This is a genomic window from Lactobacillus leichmannii (assembly GCF_024701915.1).
In the GTDB taxonomy this organism is placed as follows: domain Bacteria; phylum Bacillota; class Bacilli; order Lactobacillales; family Lactobacillaceae; genus Lactobacillus; species Lactobacillus delbrueckii.
In genome coordinates this window covers 1-13,737 of sequence record NZ_QOCY01000011.1, presented here as the reverse complement: position 1 = coordinate 13,737, position 13,737 = coordinate 1, and the positions used below count along the sequence as shown (strand labels likewise).

Here is a 13,737-nt window from a genome sequence, read left to right as displayed (position 1 = left end):
TCATTTCCCGATCGAGCTCTTATTTCAAAATAAAATTACCTAAAATCGTTGATAACACTTGACTTAGAGTAGAAAGAAAGAGAGCTCCAGCGAGCTCTCTTTTTTGTGTTTCGTCTATTTTTCGTTCTTCGAATTGAGCTTTATCGGCTGGAACATTCTGGCCGGCCTGTCCTTGGGGATCGGCTTCCTCTGGCTGGTGCCTTACTATAACGCGGCTCACGCTGAGTTCTACCGGACTTTAGCCGGCGACCAGTTTAAGAGCAAGGATTAAGTCCAAAGTAAAAACCGCTCAAGTTCTGTTAGAGAACTGAGCGGTTTTTTCGTGCTTAATCCCGGTGAAGGGCGGCGATGACCAGGCCCAGCATGACGAGCGAGATCAAGCCGACGATAATCAGCGTACCCATTAGGCTAATGAGTCCCAAGGAGCAAGTTCAACAGGAGTTGAAGAGAGCAACTCTTGCTGGTCCTTGGTCAAGTATTTCTTGTGGACAACGACTTCGTAGACGTATTCCTTGAACCAGTTGTGGCTCATGACGAAGAAGCCCTTTTCCCCGGACTTGTCGCCCCAGGAGTTTTCCACCTTCCATTGGCGGATGTCGCCCTTATCTTCATCAACCCCGACTAGGGTCATGGCGTGGGAAACTTCACCAGCGCCGGTAGCCAGGCGGTCAGCCTTGGACAGGCTAAGGTCAACGTCAAAGAGGTCTTCCAGCTTGTAGAGGTCAGTGTCCAGGTAGCCGGTCTTGCGGTCCATTTGCCGCAGGACGTCGTTGCCGAACCAGACAGCTTCCCCGTCCTTTAATTGGGCAACAGCGGCTTGCTCCAGGTATTCCATCGGCACGTTCAAGAAGAGGATCGGGCTGCCGCCCTCAACGTTGTCTTCAGCGCCCAGGTGGTAGAGCTTGCCGTATTCGTGGTCTGGGGCGTTGGTCAAGACCACGTAGTCGTCCAGGTCGACGTCAAAGTACTTGTTGAAGAAGGAGACTGGGGTCAAGTTCTTTTCCAGGTGGTAGTTCTTGTCGTCGTCTCTGTATTCCAGGTCAAAAGTCTTTGGCGGTTCACCAACGGCGATGGCAACCATCCGGTAGATTTCGTTTAAGAAGGTCTTGCGGGCCTTTTCCAGCCCTTCCTGGTCACCTGCTTGAGCCAGGCGGCGCAAGGCCAGGGCGTCTTTTCTTTCCTTGTCAGCCAGGGCGCTGGCCAAACCGTTAGTAGCGGAAGTGTTGAAGCTTTCAGGCATAACGTAGCTTGGCACGACACCATACTTCTTGACCAAAGAGATGGCCATGTGCCATTGGCCGCCGTCGTGGCCGGCGAAGTCGAAGTAGCTGCGGACTTCCCGGTCGTCTAATGGTTTATCAGCGGTTTCGATCACTTTTTCATAGAAAAGGTTGGCTCTTTCCAGCTTGTCCCAGAAGAAGTTGTAGCTTTGGGACAGGGTAAAGTTCTTGGCCTTATGCTTGGCGCCGAAGTCGTGGCGCAAGACGTTCAAGGTTGAGAAAAGCCAGCAGCGGCCGGACTGCTTTTGGTTGGTGACGTTGTCCGTTGGCAATTCAGTTGAAAAGACCCGGGTCAGGCGGCCAGCCACGCGTTCATTGTAGGAAGCTTCCAGAACACCGCTTCTGGCGGCAGCGCGGGCGATGACTTGGTTCTTCGGGTCAGCATTGAAATTTGCGCTGAATTCCGCCAATTCCTGCAGAGTTAATTCATGACTCATATTTTTTTCTCCTTTTGTTTTAATATTAATAAGTCAATGTTAACATACCTGCTTAAATTAAGGAATCCCAAGGATCAAGTTCGATCGGATGGTTCTTGAGCAGGTCCAGGATTTCAGCCGGCACGTGCTTCTTTTGCACGGCGACCTCGTAGGTGTATTCTCTGAACCAGTCCGCGCTCATGGTGAAGTAGCCCTTTTCCCCGGACTTGTCGCCCCATGAGTTTTCCACCTTCCATTGCCGGACTTGCCCGCCGTCCACGTCAACTCCAACCAGTGCCATGTCGTGGGAAGATTCCCCGATCCCGGTAGCTAGGCGGTCAGCCTTGGACAAGTGGCTGTCGATGTCCAAAAGCTGGTCCAGCTGGTAGAGATCCAGGTCCATGAAGCCGGTCTTGCGGTCCATCTGCCGGCCAACATCATTGCCGAACCAAACAGCTTCCCCGTCCTTCAGCTGGGCAATCGCCGCGTCTTCCAGATATTCCATCGGCACGTTGATGAAGAGGTTAGGGTAGCCGCCCTTAATGTTGTCTTCAAAGCCCAGGTGCAAGACCCGGTTCATTTCATGGTCTGGGGCATTAGCCAAAACCACATAGTCGTCCAGGTCGGTCGCGCAGTACTTTTTGTAGAACTGGACCGGAGTCAAGCCCTTGTCCAAGTGGTAGTTCTTGTCGTCGTCTCTGAATTCTAGGTCAAAAGTCTTCGGCGGTTCACCCAAGGCCGTAGCCATGATCCGGTAGATCTGGCTTAAAAAGTCGGTCCGGGCCGCCTCCAACTTTTCCTGGTCGCCTGCTTGCGCCAGCCGGCGCAGGGTCAAGGCGTCTTTTCTTTCCTTGTCGGCCAAAACCATGTCCAAAGCCTGGCTGTGGTTGCTGTTGAAGCTTTCCGGCATGGCGTAAGCTGGCACTACCCCGTATTTGGCGATGAGGGAAGCCGCCATGTGCCACTGGCCGCCATCGGTCTGGCACCAGTCAAAGTAGCCGCGGACTGTCCGGTCAGTCAAAGGCCGGTCAGCCGTCGCAATGATCCGGTCGTAGAAGTAGTTGGCCCGTTCAATCTTGTCCCAGAAAAAGTTGTAGCTCTGGGAGAAGGTGAAGTTCTTAGCCTTGTTGGCCTTGCCAAAATTGTGCCGGACCACGTTCAAGGTTGAAAAGAGCCAGCAGCGGCCGGATTGCTGCTGGTTGGTGACATTGTCAGTGTCCAGCTCGATGGAAAAAGTCCGGTTCAGCCGCTGGCTGACGGCCGGGTTGTAGGCGGCGTCCAAGAGGCCGCTGCGTCTGGCGGCCCGAGAAATTACTTGATTTTTAGGATCAGCGTTGAAGTCCCGGCTGAAGGATTCCAGCAGCTGGGGGCTTAATTCGTGTGACATGAAAAATCTCCCTTAGCAATAGATGATTATAGAATAATCTTACGCTAAAGAGGGCAAAAAAAGAAGCCCTAGCGGGCTTCTCTAAGCACTCTGTGCTTATTCGATAGTAATCGTGTCTGCGTTTTCTTCTGGAGCTACCTTTGGCAGGGTAACCGTCAAAACGCCCCCGTCAAGCTTGGCGCTAATGCCTTTCTTGTCAACGTTCGGCAGGCTGAAGCTTCTGGAAACTGACCCTTCGCTGCGTTCCTGGCGCAAGAGGTTCTTCTTCTTGTCGCTGTCATCCTTGAAAGTGCTACGGTGGGCGGAAATCGTCAAAATCCCGTCAGTGTAGGAGAGGTGGATGTCATCCTTGCTCATCCCCGGCACGTCGATCTTGACGGTGTATTCGTGCTCATCTTCAGCAACGTCTGATTGCAAAATGTTTCTGAAAGCGTGGCTGTCCAATTTGTCGAGCCAGTCGCCCATGTGATCGAACAAGTCGTTGTAACGGTTCATTAAATCATTAGTCATAATCTAAAACTTCCCTTCACCAAATTATGCAAATTGCTTTTTACAAATAGAGGCGGGGAGAGAAGCGGCGGAGCCGCTTTCTTTCCCGACAACTATATTATAGTCCCTTTTAGGAAAAATGGCGTAATTAGCACTCGGCTTTTTTGACTGCTAAATAAAATCTTTGGCAAAAAGACCTGGGCGGGCTATAATGATTTAAAAATCGAAGTGAAAGGCGACTGGTAAGTATGGTATATTATCAGAAAATGACTCCCGAGGGCTACAAGCAGATTGAAGACGAGATCGCGGCCTTGAAGGCTGACCGGCCCCGCCGGGTGCAGAACCTGAAGGAGGCTCGTGCCTTGGGCGACTTGTCCGAAAATACTGAATATTCAACCGCTAAAAGGGAACTCCGCCACCTGGACAGCCGGGTCCGCTACTTGAACAAGCAGCTGAAATACGCGGAAGTCATCGAAACGGTCAACGACGGTAAGGTCAACCTCGGCAAGCAGGTGGAAATCCGCTATGAAGACGACCAGGAGGTCGAAGAATACCGGATCGTCGGCCGGATGGAAGAGGCCGTAGGGGACGGAAAACTGCCCTTTGACTCGCCTTTGGGCCACGCTTTGATGAAGCATAAGGCCGGAGACCGGGTGACGGTTGAAGCCCCAATGGGGGACTATGAAGTGACCATTTTGTCGGTCAAGTAGCAAACAGCAGGAGAAAATATAAAGACAAGAAAAACCGTTTCGCCAGGCGAAACGGTTTTTGTGTTGATATTTTTTACCGTCTTACAGAGTCCATGGGTCTTGCAAAACGATGGTTTGTTCCCGGTCTGGGCCGACAGAAACAGTCACGACAGGGATGCCAGTGATTTCACTGATCCGCTTGACGAAAGCCTGGGCCTTTTCTGGCAGGTCTTCCCAGCTCTTGGCGCCGGTGATGTCTTCTTCCCAGGCTGGCAGTTCTTCGTAAACTGGCTGGCAGGCTTCAACTTCCTTCAAGCTGGCTGGGTAGTAGTCAATTTGCTTGCCGTTTAAGTCGTAGGCCACGCAGATCTTGATCTTGTCAAAGCCGCTGAAGACGTCCAGCAGGTTTAAGCTCAAGGCGTTGATCCCGGCTACGCGCTTGGCGTGACGGAGGGCAACTGAGTCAAACCAGCCAACCCGGCGCGGACGGCCAGTAACAGTACCGTATTCGTGGGCGATGTCCCGGATCTTGTCGCCGGTTTCATCGTGCAGTTCAGTTGGGAATGGGCCGGCACCAACTCTGGTAGTGTAGGCCTTGCAGATGCCCAGGACAGTCTTGATCTGGTTAGCCCCGATCCCGCTGCCGGAAGCGATCCCGCCGGAAACTGAGTTAGAAGAACTTACGAATGGGTAGGTACCCTGGTCGATGTCCAGCATGATCCCTTGGGCACCTTCAAAGAGGACCTTTTCGTCCCTGTCCAGGGCGTCGTTGACGTAGAGGGAAGTGTCACAAACGTACTTGGCGATCCGCTTGCCGTATTCAACGTACTTGTTGTAGATTTCGTCAAAGTCCATGGCTGGCTTGCCGTAAACCTTGGTGAAGAGGGCGTTCTTGCTTTTCAGGTTGAAGCGGAGCTTTTCCGCAAAAGTTTCCGGATCGATCAGGTCGCAGACCCGGATGCCGATTCTGGAAGCCTTGTCCATGTAAGTTGGCCCGATCCCGTTCTTGGTGGTGCCGACCTTCAGGTTGCCCTTGGCTTCTTCTTCATAAGTGTCTTGCATTACGTGGTAAGGCATGATGACGTGAGCGCGGTTGGAGATCTTCAAGTTGCTTGTGTCGATCCCGCTCTTTTCCAAGTTGTCCAGTTCGCCCAGGAGGACTTTAGGGTTGATAACCACCCCGTTGCCGATCACGGCGCCCAATTTAGCCGCGAAGATCCCAGATGGAATCAAGCGCATCTTGAATTCCTTGCCGTCAAAGTCGATCGTGTGGCCAGCGTTGTTACCGCCGTTAGCGCGAACTGACAGGTCTGCCGTCGTTCCTAAAAAGTCTGTAATCTTACCCTTGCCTTCGTCGCCCCATTGGCTGCCGACAACTGCGATTGATGTCATTTTTTCACCTCAAAGAATATTTCGTAGAACTTACGTTAGAAAGGTTAGCATTTACCGGGCAATTAGTCAACAGGAAATCCGAATAATGTTTTCGAAAAGTTCGTGAATGGTTCGAATAAGCCTTGACTTTTATGGGAAATGTCAGTAAAGTATCAAAGGTACTTTAAAAAGGAGCTGGCAAAAAATGAGCAATTATTTCAGCATGGAAGCGTTTGACTATGATGATATCCAACTGGTGCCTAACAAGGCCATCGTGAAGAGCCGGAAGGAATGTGCTACGAGCGTCAAGTTTGGAAACCGAACTTTCAAGATCCCAGTCGTTCCCGCCAATATGGAAAGCGTCATTGACGAAAAGCTGGCGGTCTGGCTGGCCCAAAATGGCTATTACTATGTCATGCACCGCTTCCAGCCCGAAAAGCGGGCCGACTTCATCAAGATGATGCATGAGAAGGGACTTTTTGCATCGATTTCCGTCGGCATCAAAGACGATGAATATGACTTCATCGACGAATTGGTGGAAAAGGACTTGATCCCGGAATACACCACGATCGACGTGGCCCACGGGCACTCAGTCTACGTGATCGACATGATCAAGTACATTAAGGAAAAAATGCCGGACACCTTCTTGACGGCCGGCAACGTGGCAACGCCGGAAGCCGTCCGGGAACTGGAAAATGCCGGCGCGGACGCTACCAAGGTGGGGGTTGGCCCGGGCAAGGCCTGCATCACCAAGCTCAAGACCGGTTTCGGGACTGGCGGCTGGCAGCTGGCTGCCCTCAGAATGTGCAGCAAGGTGGCCAGAAAGCCTTTGATCGCTGACGGGGGGATCCGCCACAACGGTGACATCGCCAAGTCTGTTCGCTTCGGGGCCAGCATGGTCATGATCGGGTCAATGCTGGCCGGGCATGAAGAGTCCCCGGGCAACGTGATCAAGATCGACGGCAAGACTTACAAGCAATACTGGGGTTCAGCCAGTGAAGTGCAAAAGGGCGCCTACCGCAACGTTGAAGGCAAGCAGATGCTGGTCCCTTACCGGGGCAGCATCGCTGACACCTTGGAAGAAATGAAGGAAGACCTGCAGTCTTCCATCTCTTACGCCGGTGGCCGGGACCTGGAATCAATCAAGCGGGTCGACTACGTGATCGTTAAGAACACGATCATGAACGGCGACTATTAAACTGAATTTTGTAAAAAGAGGCTGAGGCCTCTTTTTATTTTTGCTTTTATTTTCTGTTTGCCTACTTTTTAGAACGAAAGTTCGATATAATTTATTAGAACAAATGTTCAAGAAAGAAGTGGATTTTGATGTACGATTACCGCTATGAGCCCCACCGGGTTATTTTCATGATCGACAACAAATCTTTCTATGCCTCCTGCGAGGCCCTGCGCCTGGGCCTGAACCCAATGGAAGTCGCTTTAGCCGTCGTGTCCCAGCAGGTGGGGACTGACTGGGGGTCAGGCTTGATTATGGCTGCCTCGCCTTTGGCCAAGAAAAAGTACGGCCTGAGCAATGTCATGCGGGCCAGAGACTTGCCGCCTAAAGACCAGGCCCCGGACCTAATGCTGGTTGAGCCGCATATGAATCTTTACATCAAGCGCAGCATGGAGGTTTTGCAGATTTTCCGCAAGTACGCGGCAGATGAGGATATCCATGTCTATTCGATCGATGAAAGCATGATCGATATGACTGAGTCCTGGCACTTGTTTGGGGATGACCCTTATCTGGTGGCCCGGAAGATCCAAAAAGATATTCACGACAGCCTGGGCCTGTACACGACTTGCGGGATTGGGGAGACCCCCCTTTTGGCCAAACTGGCCATGGACATTTCCGCCAAGCACCGGACTTCGATGATTGCCTGCTGGCACTATATTGACGTGCCCGATACTATCTGGAAGATTCCCAAGCTGGAAGACGTTTGGGGGATCAATGTCAAGACGGCCAACCGCCTACGCCGGCTGGGGATCAACAACATGTATGGCCTGGCCCACAGCGATCCGGCTATTTTGAAGAAGGAGTTCGGAGTGATCGGCGATCAGCTTTTTGCCATGAGCTGGGGAGTGGACCGGAGCATCATCAAGCAGAAGTACCGGCCCAAAAGCAAAAGCTACGGAAACTCCCAAATCTTAAGCCGGGACTATGAAGACCAGCAGGAAATTGAGATCGTTATTCAGGAAATCGGCGACCAGGTCGCGGCCAGAATCCGGGCCCAGCATTTGTTGGCTGGCCGGGTCAGCCTTTATGTCGGTTACGCTGACTACGAGGCAGATCCAGCTGGCTTCAGCATTCAAGAGAAGATCACGCCGACTGATATCTCCAGCGATTTGGTGGCCAAGCTCAGGGCCCTTTTCAGAAGAAAGTGGCGGGGGCAGGCGGTCAGACGGCTGGGAGTGACCTACAGCAATTTAGCGCCAGCCGGCTGCCAGCAGCTGACCTTCTTCCTGCCGCCAGCCGAGCAGATCAAGCAGCAGAAGCGGGATCAGGTGGTTGACAAATTACGGAAGAAGTATGGTTTTGCCAGTGTCGTCAGAGCCTCCAGCCTTTTGCCAGGGGCCACGGCAATTGCCAGAAGCCGCTTGGTCGGCGGCCACAATGGGAGCAACGCCTATGAGTAAGGAGTTTGACCAGCGGGTGACGGATTTTTTCGCCCATTATCAAGACCGGGGGATGAAGAAGTGGGCGGGCTTTTTCCTAAGCGACCACACGGCCATGATCAATAAAGAGACAAGGCAGAAAAGCGTGCCCGACCGGGCGGAAATAGTTGGCTTTGTCCAGGGCTACGCGGAAGACAAGGTGGTGATTGGCGAACACGTCATTGCGCTAGACGACTTGCGCCGCGTCCTGCTTTCAAGTGATTAAGGACAAAAAAGAAGCCCCGCTTCATGGTAAAGGAGGCTTCTGAGATTTATCTGTGTTTAATTGCAAAAGTTATTTTTCGTCCAGTCCTTTTTTGCCCTTGAAGATCAAGTTCAAAAGGACGGAAGAGATTGAGGCGATGACGATCCCGTTTTCTAGGAAAAGCTGCAGTTCACTTGGCAGAGCCTGAAAGATGGTTGGGTAGACGGAAACGCCTAAGCCCAGGCCCAGGGAGATGGCCACGATCAAGAGGTTATGGTTGTCGCTGAAGTCGACCTTGAGCAGCATCTTGATCCCTTGTACGGCGATGGAGGAGAACATGACCACCATGGCCCCGCCTAAAACGGCCGTTGGCATGATGGTGACCAGGGCACCGACTTTTGGCAGAAGGCCCATGGCCATCAAGAGGCCGGCTGCCCAGTAAATCGGCCGCTTGGACCGGATGCCGGACAATTGCAGGAGGCCGACGTTCTGGGAGAATGTGGTGTAAGGGAAGGTGTTGAAGAGACCACCGAAAATCTGGGCCAGCCCTTCAGCCCGGTAGCCCCGCTTGAGGTCATCTTCCGTGATGTCCTTGCCCAAGAGGTCGCCTAAGGCGAAGAAGACGCCGGTTGATTCAACCATGGAGACCAGGGCGATGATCATCATAGTCAAGCTGGATGACCATTCAAACTTTGGCAAGCCGAAGTAGAAGAATTGCGGGAAGTGCAGCCAGGCAGCTTCAGAAACTGGGGTCAAAGAAACCATGCCCAGGCAGGCGGCCAGGAGAGTGCCGACGATGAGGCCGATCAAGATGGAGATTGAGGCGATGAAGCCCTTGGCGAAGGCTTGCAGAGCCACGATCACCAAGATGGTGACGCAGCCGACCAGGAGGTTCTTCGGGTCACCGAAGTCCTTGGCAGTGGCTGACCCGCCGCCCAGGTTCTGGATGCCGACCGGGATCAAGGTCAAGCCGATAGTGGTGATCAAGGTCCCGGTGACAACTGGCGGGAAGAGCTTTTTGATTTTGGAAAAGACTCCGGCGATGAGGAAGACGAAGACCCCGGCCACGATGATTGATCCGTACATGGTGCCGATGGAGTACTTCTGTCCGATCATTTCCAAAGGAGCAACAGCCTGGATGGCGCAGCCTAAAACGACTGGCAGGCCGATCCCGAAGTAGCGGTTGCGCAATAGCTGCAAGAGGGTGGCCAGGCCGCACATGAAGATGTCGATGGAGACCAGGTAGGTCAATTGCTCTGAGTTAAAGTGCAGAGCATTGCCGATCAAGATCGGGACCGCCACGGCCCCGGAGTACATGGCCAAAAGGTGCTGCAGGCCCAGGACAAAAGAGCGGCCTTGTGAAGGTTCTTGTGTTTGATCCATTTTTAGTAAATAACTCCCACTGTCAAAGATTAATTGAAGATAACTTGCCCGTCGGCGAATTCCTTGATGCTGGCCAAAGCTTCCAGGTGGTAGCCATGGTTAACCAGCCAGTCGTGGCCGCCCTGGAAGGCCTTCTCCACGACAACGCCCACGCCGACTACTTCAGCGCCGGCTTGTTCAGCCAGGGAGATCAGGCCCTTGGCTGCTTCGCCGTTGGCCAGGAAGTCATCGATGACTAAGATGCGGTCATTGGCATCAAGGAACTTGGCTTCAACAGAAATGGTGTTGGTCACTTGCTTGGTGTAGGAGAAGACTTCCGCGGTGTAGACGGCGTCAGTGACGGTTGAAGGCTTCTTCTTTCTGGCAAAGACCATCGGCACGCCCAGGCAGTAGGCGGCCATGATGCCGGGAGCGATCCCGCTGGCTTCAGCGGTAAGGACCCGGGTGACGCCTGCATCCTTGAAGAGGCGGGCGAATTCCTGGCCCAGGGTCATCATCAATTGGGGATCGATCTGGTGGTTCAAGAATGAGTTGACCTTCAAGACGTCGCCTGGTAAAACGACGCCATCCTTCTTAATGCGTTCTTCTAAAAGTTCCATGTGACTCCTTTTAAAACAAAAAACAGCGGTAAACAGAAAAAGCTCCTTTTGCCAAAAGTAAGGCAAAAGAAGCTGCTTGGCCAGGGGCCAATGCTCCTAATACCTATAGTCCGGAGTTTACGGCTCCGGGTAGAGACTGCTGCCCGCATTGCAGCGATATATAAGTAGAAACATTTGTTAAGTTATTGCTAAATGTTACAGCAAAAGCCGAATTAATTCAATCTGATTTGGCGAAAAAATTTCTAATCTGGCGCAAAAAATCCTAAAAGATTAAAAAAAATAGTGAATAATTCGCTTTTTGTTGACCTGGCGGCGAAAAACGTGTAAAGTTGATTAATTAAAAAGTATCAACGATTGTTTGAAAGGATAAAATCATGTCTTTGTGGGAAACCAAATTTGCTAAAGAAGGTATTACTTTTGACGACGTGCTCTTGATTCCAGCTGAAAGTCACGTTCTGCCGAACGAAGTCGACTTGTCAACCCAGCTGGCACCAAACTTGAAGCTGAACATTCCTTTGATCTCCGCTGGGATGGACACGGTGACCGAAGGCAGAATGGCGGCAGCCATGGCCAAGATGGGCGGCCTTGGGGTAGTCCACAAGAACCTTTCAATTCAAGCGCAAGCTGACGAAGTCCGTCTGGCTAAGAACACTCCGGTAACTGCCGAAGACACCCACGCTGCTGTTGACAAGGATGGCAAGCTCTTGGTAGCTGCTGCTGTCGGCGTGACCAGCGACACTTTTGAAAGAGCAGAAGCCCTGTTTGAAGCCGGTGCTGACGCGATCGTTATCGACACGGCTCACGGTCACTCAGCCGGCGTTTTGCGCAAGATCAAGGAAATCCGCGACCACTTCCCGCACAACACTTTGATTGCCGGCAACGTGGCTACTGCTGAAGGTACCCGGGCCTTGTTTGAAGCCGGTGTTGACGTAGTCAAGGTTGGTATCGGGCCTGGCTCAATCTGCACCACCAGAGTGGTTGCCGGTGTCGGCGTGCCGCAATTGACTGCTATTTACGATGCGGCTGACGTAGCCCGGGAATTTGGCAAGCCGATCATCGCTGATGGCGGGATCAAGTACTCAGGCGACGTGGTTAAGGCTTTGGCTGCTGGCGGCAACGCTGTTATGCTGGGCTCCATGCTGTCAGGTACTGAAGAAGCTCCAGGGGACGTGCAGCAAGGTTCTGACGGCCGTCTGGTTAAGTCCTACCGGGGGATGGGGTCAGTTGGCGCCATGTCCCAGCAGCATGGCTCAAGCGACCGCTACTTCCAAGGCGGCGTGAACGAAGCCAACAAGCTGGTGCCAGAAGGCATCGAAGCTGTTGTTTCTTACAAGGGTACGGTAAGCAACGTTGTTTACCAGATCCTTGGGGGCCTGCGGTCCGGTATGGGTTACTGCGGGGCTGAAAACATCGACAAGCTGATTGAAACCGCCCAATTCGTCCGCATTTCAAACGCCGGCCTGCGTGAATCCCACCCGCACGACGTGATGATGAGCAAGGCCGCACCTAACTACGGAGGCATCGACTTCTAATGGCAAAAATCGACTTAAGCAATTTTGACAAGATCATCGTCCTGGACTTCGGCAGCCAGTACAACCAATTGATTACCCGCCGGATCCGTGACTTTGGCATCTACTCAGAACTTTTGCCGCACACGATTACGGCAGAAGAAGTGAAGAAGATCGCTCCTAAGGGGATCATCTTCTCCGGCGGCCCGAACTCAGTTTACGATGAAAACGCCCTGGACGTTGACCCGGAAATTTTTGAACTGGGGATTCCAATCTTGGGTATCTGCTACGGGATGCAACTGATGACCCAGAAGCTGGGCGGGACGGTTGAAAAGGCCGGGGAAGCTGAATACGGCTCAGCCCACATTGAAGTCAAGGAGGCTGACAGCCCGCTTTACAAGGGCCTGCCAGAAAAGCAGGTTGTCTGGATGAGCCACGGGGACCTGGTAACCAAGGTGCCAGAAGGCTTTGAAGTTCTGGCTTCAAGCAAGAACTGCCCGATCGCTTCCATGGCTGACCCAGACCGGAAGTTCTACGCAATCCAGTTCCACGCTGAAGTCCGCAACTCAGAATACGGCCTGGACATCTTGCGCCGTTTTGCCTTTGACGTCTGCGGGGCCAAGGACAACTGGACCATGGATGACTTTATTAAGCTGTCTGTTGACTCAATCAGAGAAGAAGTTGGCGACGCCAATGTGATCCTGGGGATCTCCGGCGGGGTTGATTCCAGTGTTACGGCTACCCTTTTGCACAAGGCAATCGGCAGCCAGTTGACGGCGATTTTTGTCGACCACGGCCTGCTTAGAAAGAACGAAAGCGATGAAGTTATGGCCGCTCTTAAAGAAGGGCTGGGCGTGAACATCGTCAGAGTTGATGCTAAGGACCGCTTCATGTCCAAGCTGGCTGGGGTAACCGACCCAGAAAAGAAGCGGAAGATCATCGGTAACGAATTCGTGCAGGTCTTCAACGATGAAGCCAAGAAGATCAAGGACGCCAAGTTCCTGGTCCAAGGGACCTTGTACACTGACGTGATTGAATCAGGGACCGACACGGCCCACACGATCAAGAGCCACCACAATGTCGGGGGCTTGCCGGAAGACATGCAGTTCAAGCTGATTGAACCGCTGCGGCAATTGTTCAAGGACGAAGTCCGGGTCTTGGGTGAAAAGCTGGGTCTGCCACACGACTTGGTATGGCGGCAGCCGTTCCCAGGTCCTGGCCTGGCTATCCGGGTAATCGGGGAGATCACTGAAGAGAAGCTGCGGATCGTCCGGGACGCGGACGCGATCTTGCGGGAAGAAGTCAAGAATGCAGGCTTGCAGGAAAGCATTTGGCAATACTTTGTTGCTTTGCCAGGGATGCGGAGCGTCGGAGTCATGGGCGACGGCCGGACTTACGACTATGCTGTCTGCATCCGGGCCGTTACGTCAATTGACGGAATGACCGCTGACTTTGCCCAGATTCCATGGGATGTTCTGCAGAAGATCTCCGTGCGGATCGTCAACGAAGTCAAGCAGGTCAACCGCGTACTGTACGACGTGACGAGCAAGCCGCCGGCAACGATTGAATATGAATAAAATAAGCGGAATTTTTCTCCGCTGGGGAAACTACCTGGTTATTGCCGGGTAGTTTTTTTGTGGAAAAATGCAGGAAGTTGGAGCCTTAAAAGCAAAGTAATTACTGCTAGTGTAGCGTCATGATGATATTTTGGAAGTGGTGTGCAATTCTGGTACAATCTCTGTAGTATATCTATCAATT

13 protein-coding genes and 1 riboswitch are annotated in these 13,737 nt (G+C 52.6%); of the genes, 7 read left to right on the top strand and 6 right to left on the bottom strand.

The genetic code is table 11. The features are described 5' to 3' along the window. Window positions 1–103 precede the first annotated feature (103 nt). Window positions 104–271 (top strand): DUF975 family protein, encoded by a 168-nt coding sequence (locus DS743_RS00380; protein ID WP_155760718.1) that lies wholly within the window; start codon window positions 104–106, stop codon window positions 269–271. A 132-nt stretch (window positions 272–403) separates the two neighbouring features. Here DS743_RS00380 and DS743_RS00375 read toward each other — a convergent pair whose 3' ends face one another. From DS743_RS00375 to DS743_RS00365, 3 genes are all read right to left on the bottom strand, one after another. Beyond that, on the bottom strand, window positions 404–1,717 hold the full coding sequence (locus DS743_RS00375; protein WP_035160937.1) for a C1 family peptidase: 1,314 nt from the start codon (window positions 1,715–1,717) through the stop codon (window positions 404–406). A gap of 52 nt (window positions 1,718–1,769) precedes the next feature. Next, window positions 1,770–3,083 carry a C1 family peptidase gene (locus DS743_RS00370; RefSeq protein ID WP_035183933.1) on the bottom strand — a complete coding sequence of 438 codons (1,314 nt, stop codon included), beginning with the start codon at window positions 3,081–3,083 and terminating at the stop codon, window positions 1,770–1,772. 96 nt (window positions 3,084–3,179) lie between these two features. Then, window positions 3,180–3,593: an Hsp20/alpha crystallin family protein gene (locus DS743_RS00365; RefSeq protein ID WP_002877230.1), complete on the bottom strand. Its 414-nt coding sequence runs from the start codon at window positions 3,591–3,593 to the stop codon at window positions 3,180–3,182. A 227-nt stretch (window positions 3,594–3,820) separates the two neighbouring features. Between DS743_RS00365 and greA the strand changes: the two genes are divergently transcribed. Further along, a complete protein-coding gene (greA, locus tag DS743_RS00360; RefSeq protein WP_002877232.1) occupies window positions 3,821–4,282 on the top strand; it encodes a transcription elongation factor GreA in 462 nt (153 codons plus the stop codon). Window positions 4,283–4,363: 81 nt separating this feature from the next. On the opposite strand, the gene DS743_RS00355 is transcribed toward greA, so the two are convergent. After that, the gene (locus DS743_RS00355; RefSeq protein WP_072544250.1) at window positions 4,364–5,653 is read right to left on the bottom strand and encodes an adenylosuccinate synthase; all 1,290 of its coding nucleotides are present in this window, start codon (window positions 5,651–5,653) and stop codon (window positions 4,364–4,366) included. A 184-nt stretch (window positions 5,654–5,837) separates the two neighbouring features. Here DS743_RS00355 and DS743_RS00350 point away from each other — a divergent pair, with 184 nt between their 5' ends. The 3 genes from DS743_RS00350 (at window position 5,838) to DS743_RS00340 (ending at window position 8,510) form a co-directional block, all read left to right on the top strand. Continuing rightward, the gene (locus tag DS743_RS00350; protein WP_003616774.1) at window positions 5,838–6,830 is read left to right on the top strand and encodes a GMP reductase; all 993 of its coding nucleotides are present in this window, start codon (window positions 5,838–5,840) and stop codon (window positions 6,828–6,830) included. A gap of 128 nt (window positions 6,831–6,958) precedes the next feature. After that, window positions 6,959–8,266, top strand: a complete 1,308-nt coding sequence (locus tag DS743_RS00345; RefSeq protein ID WP_035183931.1) for a Y-family DNA polymerase — start codon at window positions 6,959–6,961, stop codon at window positions 8,264–8,266. Further along, window positions 8,259–8,510, top strand: a complete 252-nt coding sequence (locus DS743_RS00340) for a hypothetical protein (RefSeq protein ID WP_035183930.1) — start codon at window positions 8,259–8,261, stop codon at window positions 8,508–8,510. Before DS743_RS00345 ends, DS743_RS00340 begins: the two co-directional genes overlap by 8 nt. A 69-nt stretch (window positions 8,511–8,579) precedes the next feature. Here the strand turns inward: DS743_RS00340 and DS743_RS00335 are convergent, their stop codons facing one another. After that, on the bottom strand, window positions 8,580–9,872 hold the full coding sequence (locus DS743_RS00335; RefSeq protein ID WP_003612683.1) for a nucleobase:cation symporter-2 family protein: 1,293 nt from the start codon (window positions 9,870–9,872) through the stop codon (window positions 8,580–8,582). 29 nt (window positions 9,873–9,901) lie between these two features. After that, a complete protein-coding gene (locus DS743_RS00330; protein ID WP_013439051.1) occupies window positions 9,902–10,471 on the bottom strand; it encodes a xanthine phosphoribosyltransferase in 570 nt (189 codons plus the stop codon). Between the two features lie 86 nt (window positions 10,472–10,557). Next, window positions 10,558–10,655: riboswitch (purine riboswitch) on the bottom strand. Window positions 10,656–10,845: 190 nt separating this feature from the next. Here DS743_RS00330 and guaB point away from each other — a divergent pair. Together guaB and guaA are read left to right on the top strand one after the other, a co-directional pair. Next, window positions 10,846–12,003 (top strand): IMP dehydrogenase, encoded by a 1,158-nt coding sequence (gene guaB / locus DS743_RS00325; protein ID WP_002877243.1) that lies wholly within the window; start codon window positions 10,846–10,848, stop codon window positions 12,001–12,003. Beyond that, entirely contained in the window at window positions 12,003–13,556 is a 1,554-nt protein-coding gene (gene guaA, locus DS743_RS00320) for a glutamine-hydrolyzing GMP synthase (protein ID WP_141372546.1), read from the top strand. The genes guaB and guaA overlap by 1 nt, the downstream gene beginning before the upstream one ends. Window positions 13,557–13,737: the final 181 nt, after the last annotated feature.

Excerpts from the sequence above, each read along its gene's own strand:
- DS743_RS00375 (WP_035160937.1), bottom strand. The coding sequence starts at position 1,717 with ATGAGTCATGAATTAACTCTGCAGGAATTGGCGGAATTCAGCGCAAAT.
- DS743_RS00370 (WP_035183933.1), bottom strand. The coding sequence starts at position 3,083 with ATGTCACACGAATTAAGCCCCCAGCTGCTGGAATCCTTCAGCCGGGAC.
- DS743_RS00365 (WP_002877230.1), bottom strand. The coding sequence starts at position 3,593 with ATGACTAATGATTTAATGAACCGTTACAACGACTTGTTCGATCACATG.
- greA (WP_002877232.1), top strand. The coding sequence starts at position 3,821 with ATGGTATATTATCAGAAAATGACTCCCGAGGGCTACAAGCAGATTGAA.
- DS743_RS00355 (WP_072544250.1), bottom strand. The coding sequence starts at position 5,653 with ATGACATCAATCGCAGTTGTCGGCAGCCAATGGGGCGACGAAGGCAAG.
- DS743_RS00350 (WP_003616774.1), top strand. The coding sequence starts at position 5,838 with ATGAGCAATTATTTCAGCATGGAAGCGTTTGACTATGATGATATCCAA.
- DS743_RS00345 (WP_035183931.1), top strand. The coding sequence starts at position 6,959 with ATGTACGATTACCGCTATGAGCCCCACCGGGTTATTTTCATGATCGAC.
- DS743_RS00340 (WP_035183930.1), top strand. The coding sequence starts at position 8,259 with ATGAGTAAGGAGTTTGACCAGCGGGTGACGGATTTTTTCGCCCATTAT.
- DS743_RS00335 (WP_003612683.1), bottom strand. The coding sequence starts at position 9,872 with ATGGATCAAACACAAGAACCTTCACAAGGCCGCTCTTTTGTCCTGGGC.
- DS743_RS00330 (WP_013439051.1), bottom strand. The coding sequence starts at position 10,471 with ATGGAACTTTTAGAAGAACGCATTAAGAAGGATGGCGTCGTTTTACCA.
- guaB (WP_002877243.1), top strand. The coding sequence starts at position 10,846 with ATGTCTTTGTGGGAAACCAAATTTGCTAAAGAAGGTATTACTTTTGAC.
- guaA (WP_141372546.1), top strand. The coding sequence starts at position 12,003 with ATGGCAAAAATCGACTTAAGCAATTTTGACAAGATCATCGTCCTGGAC.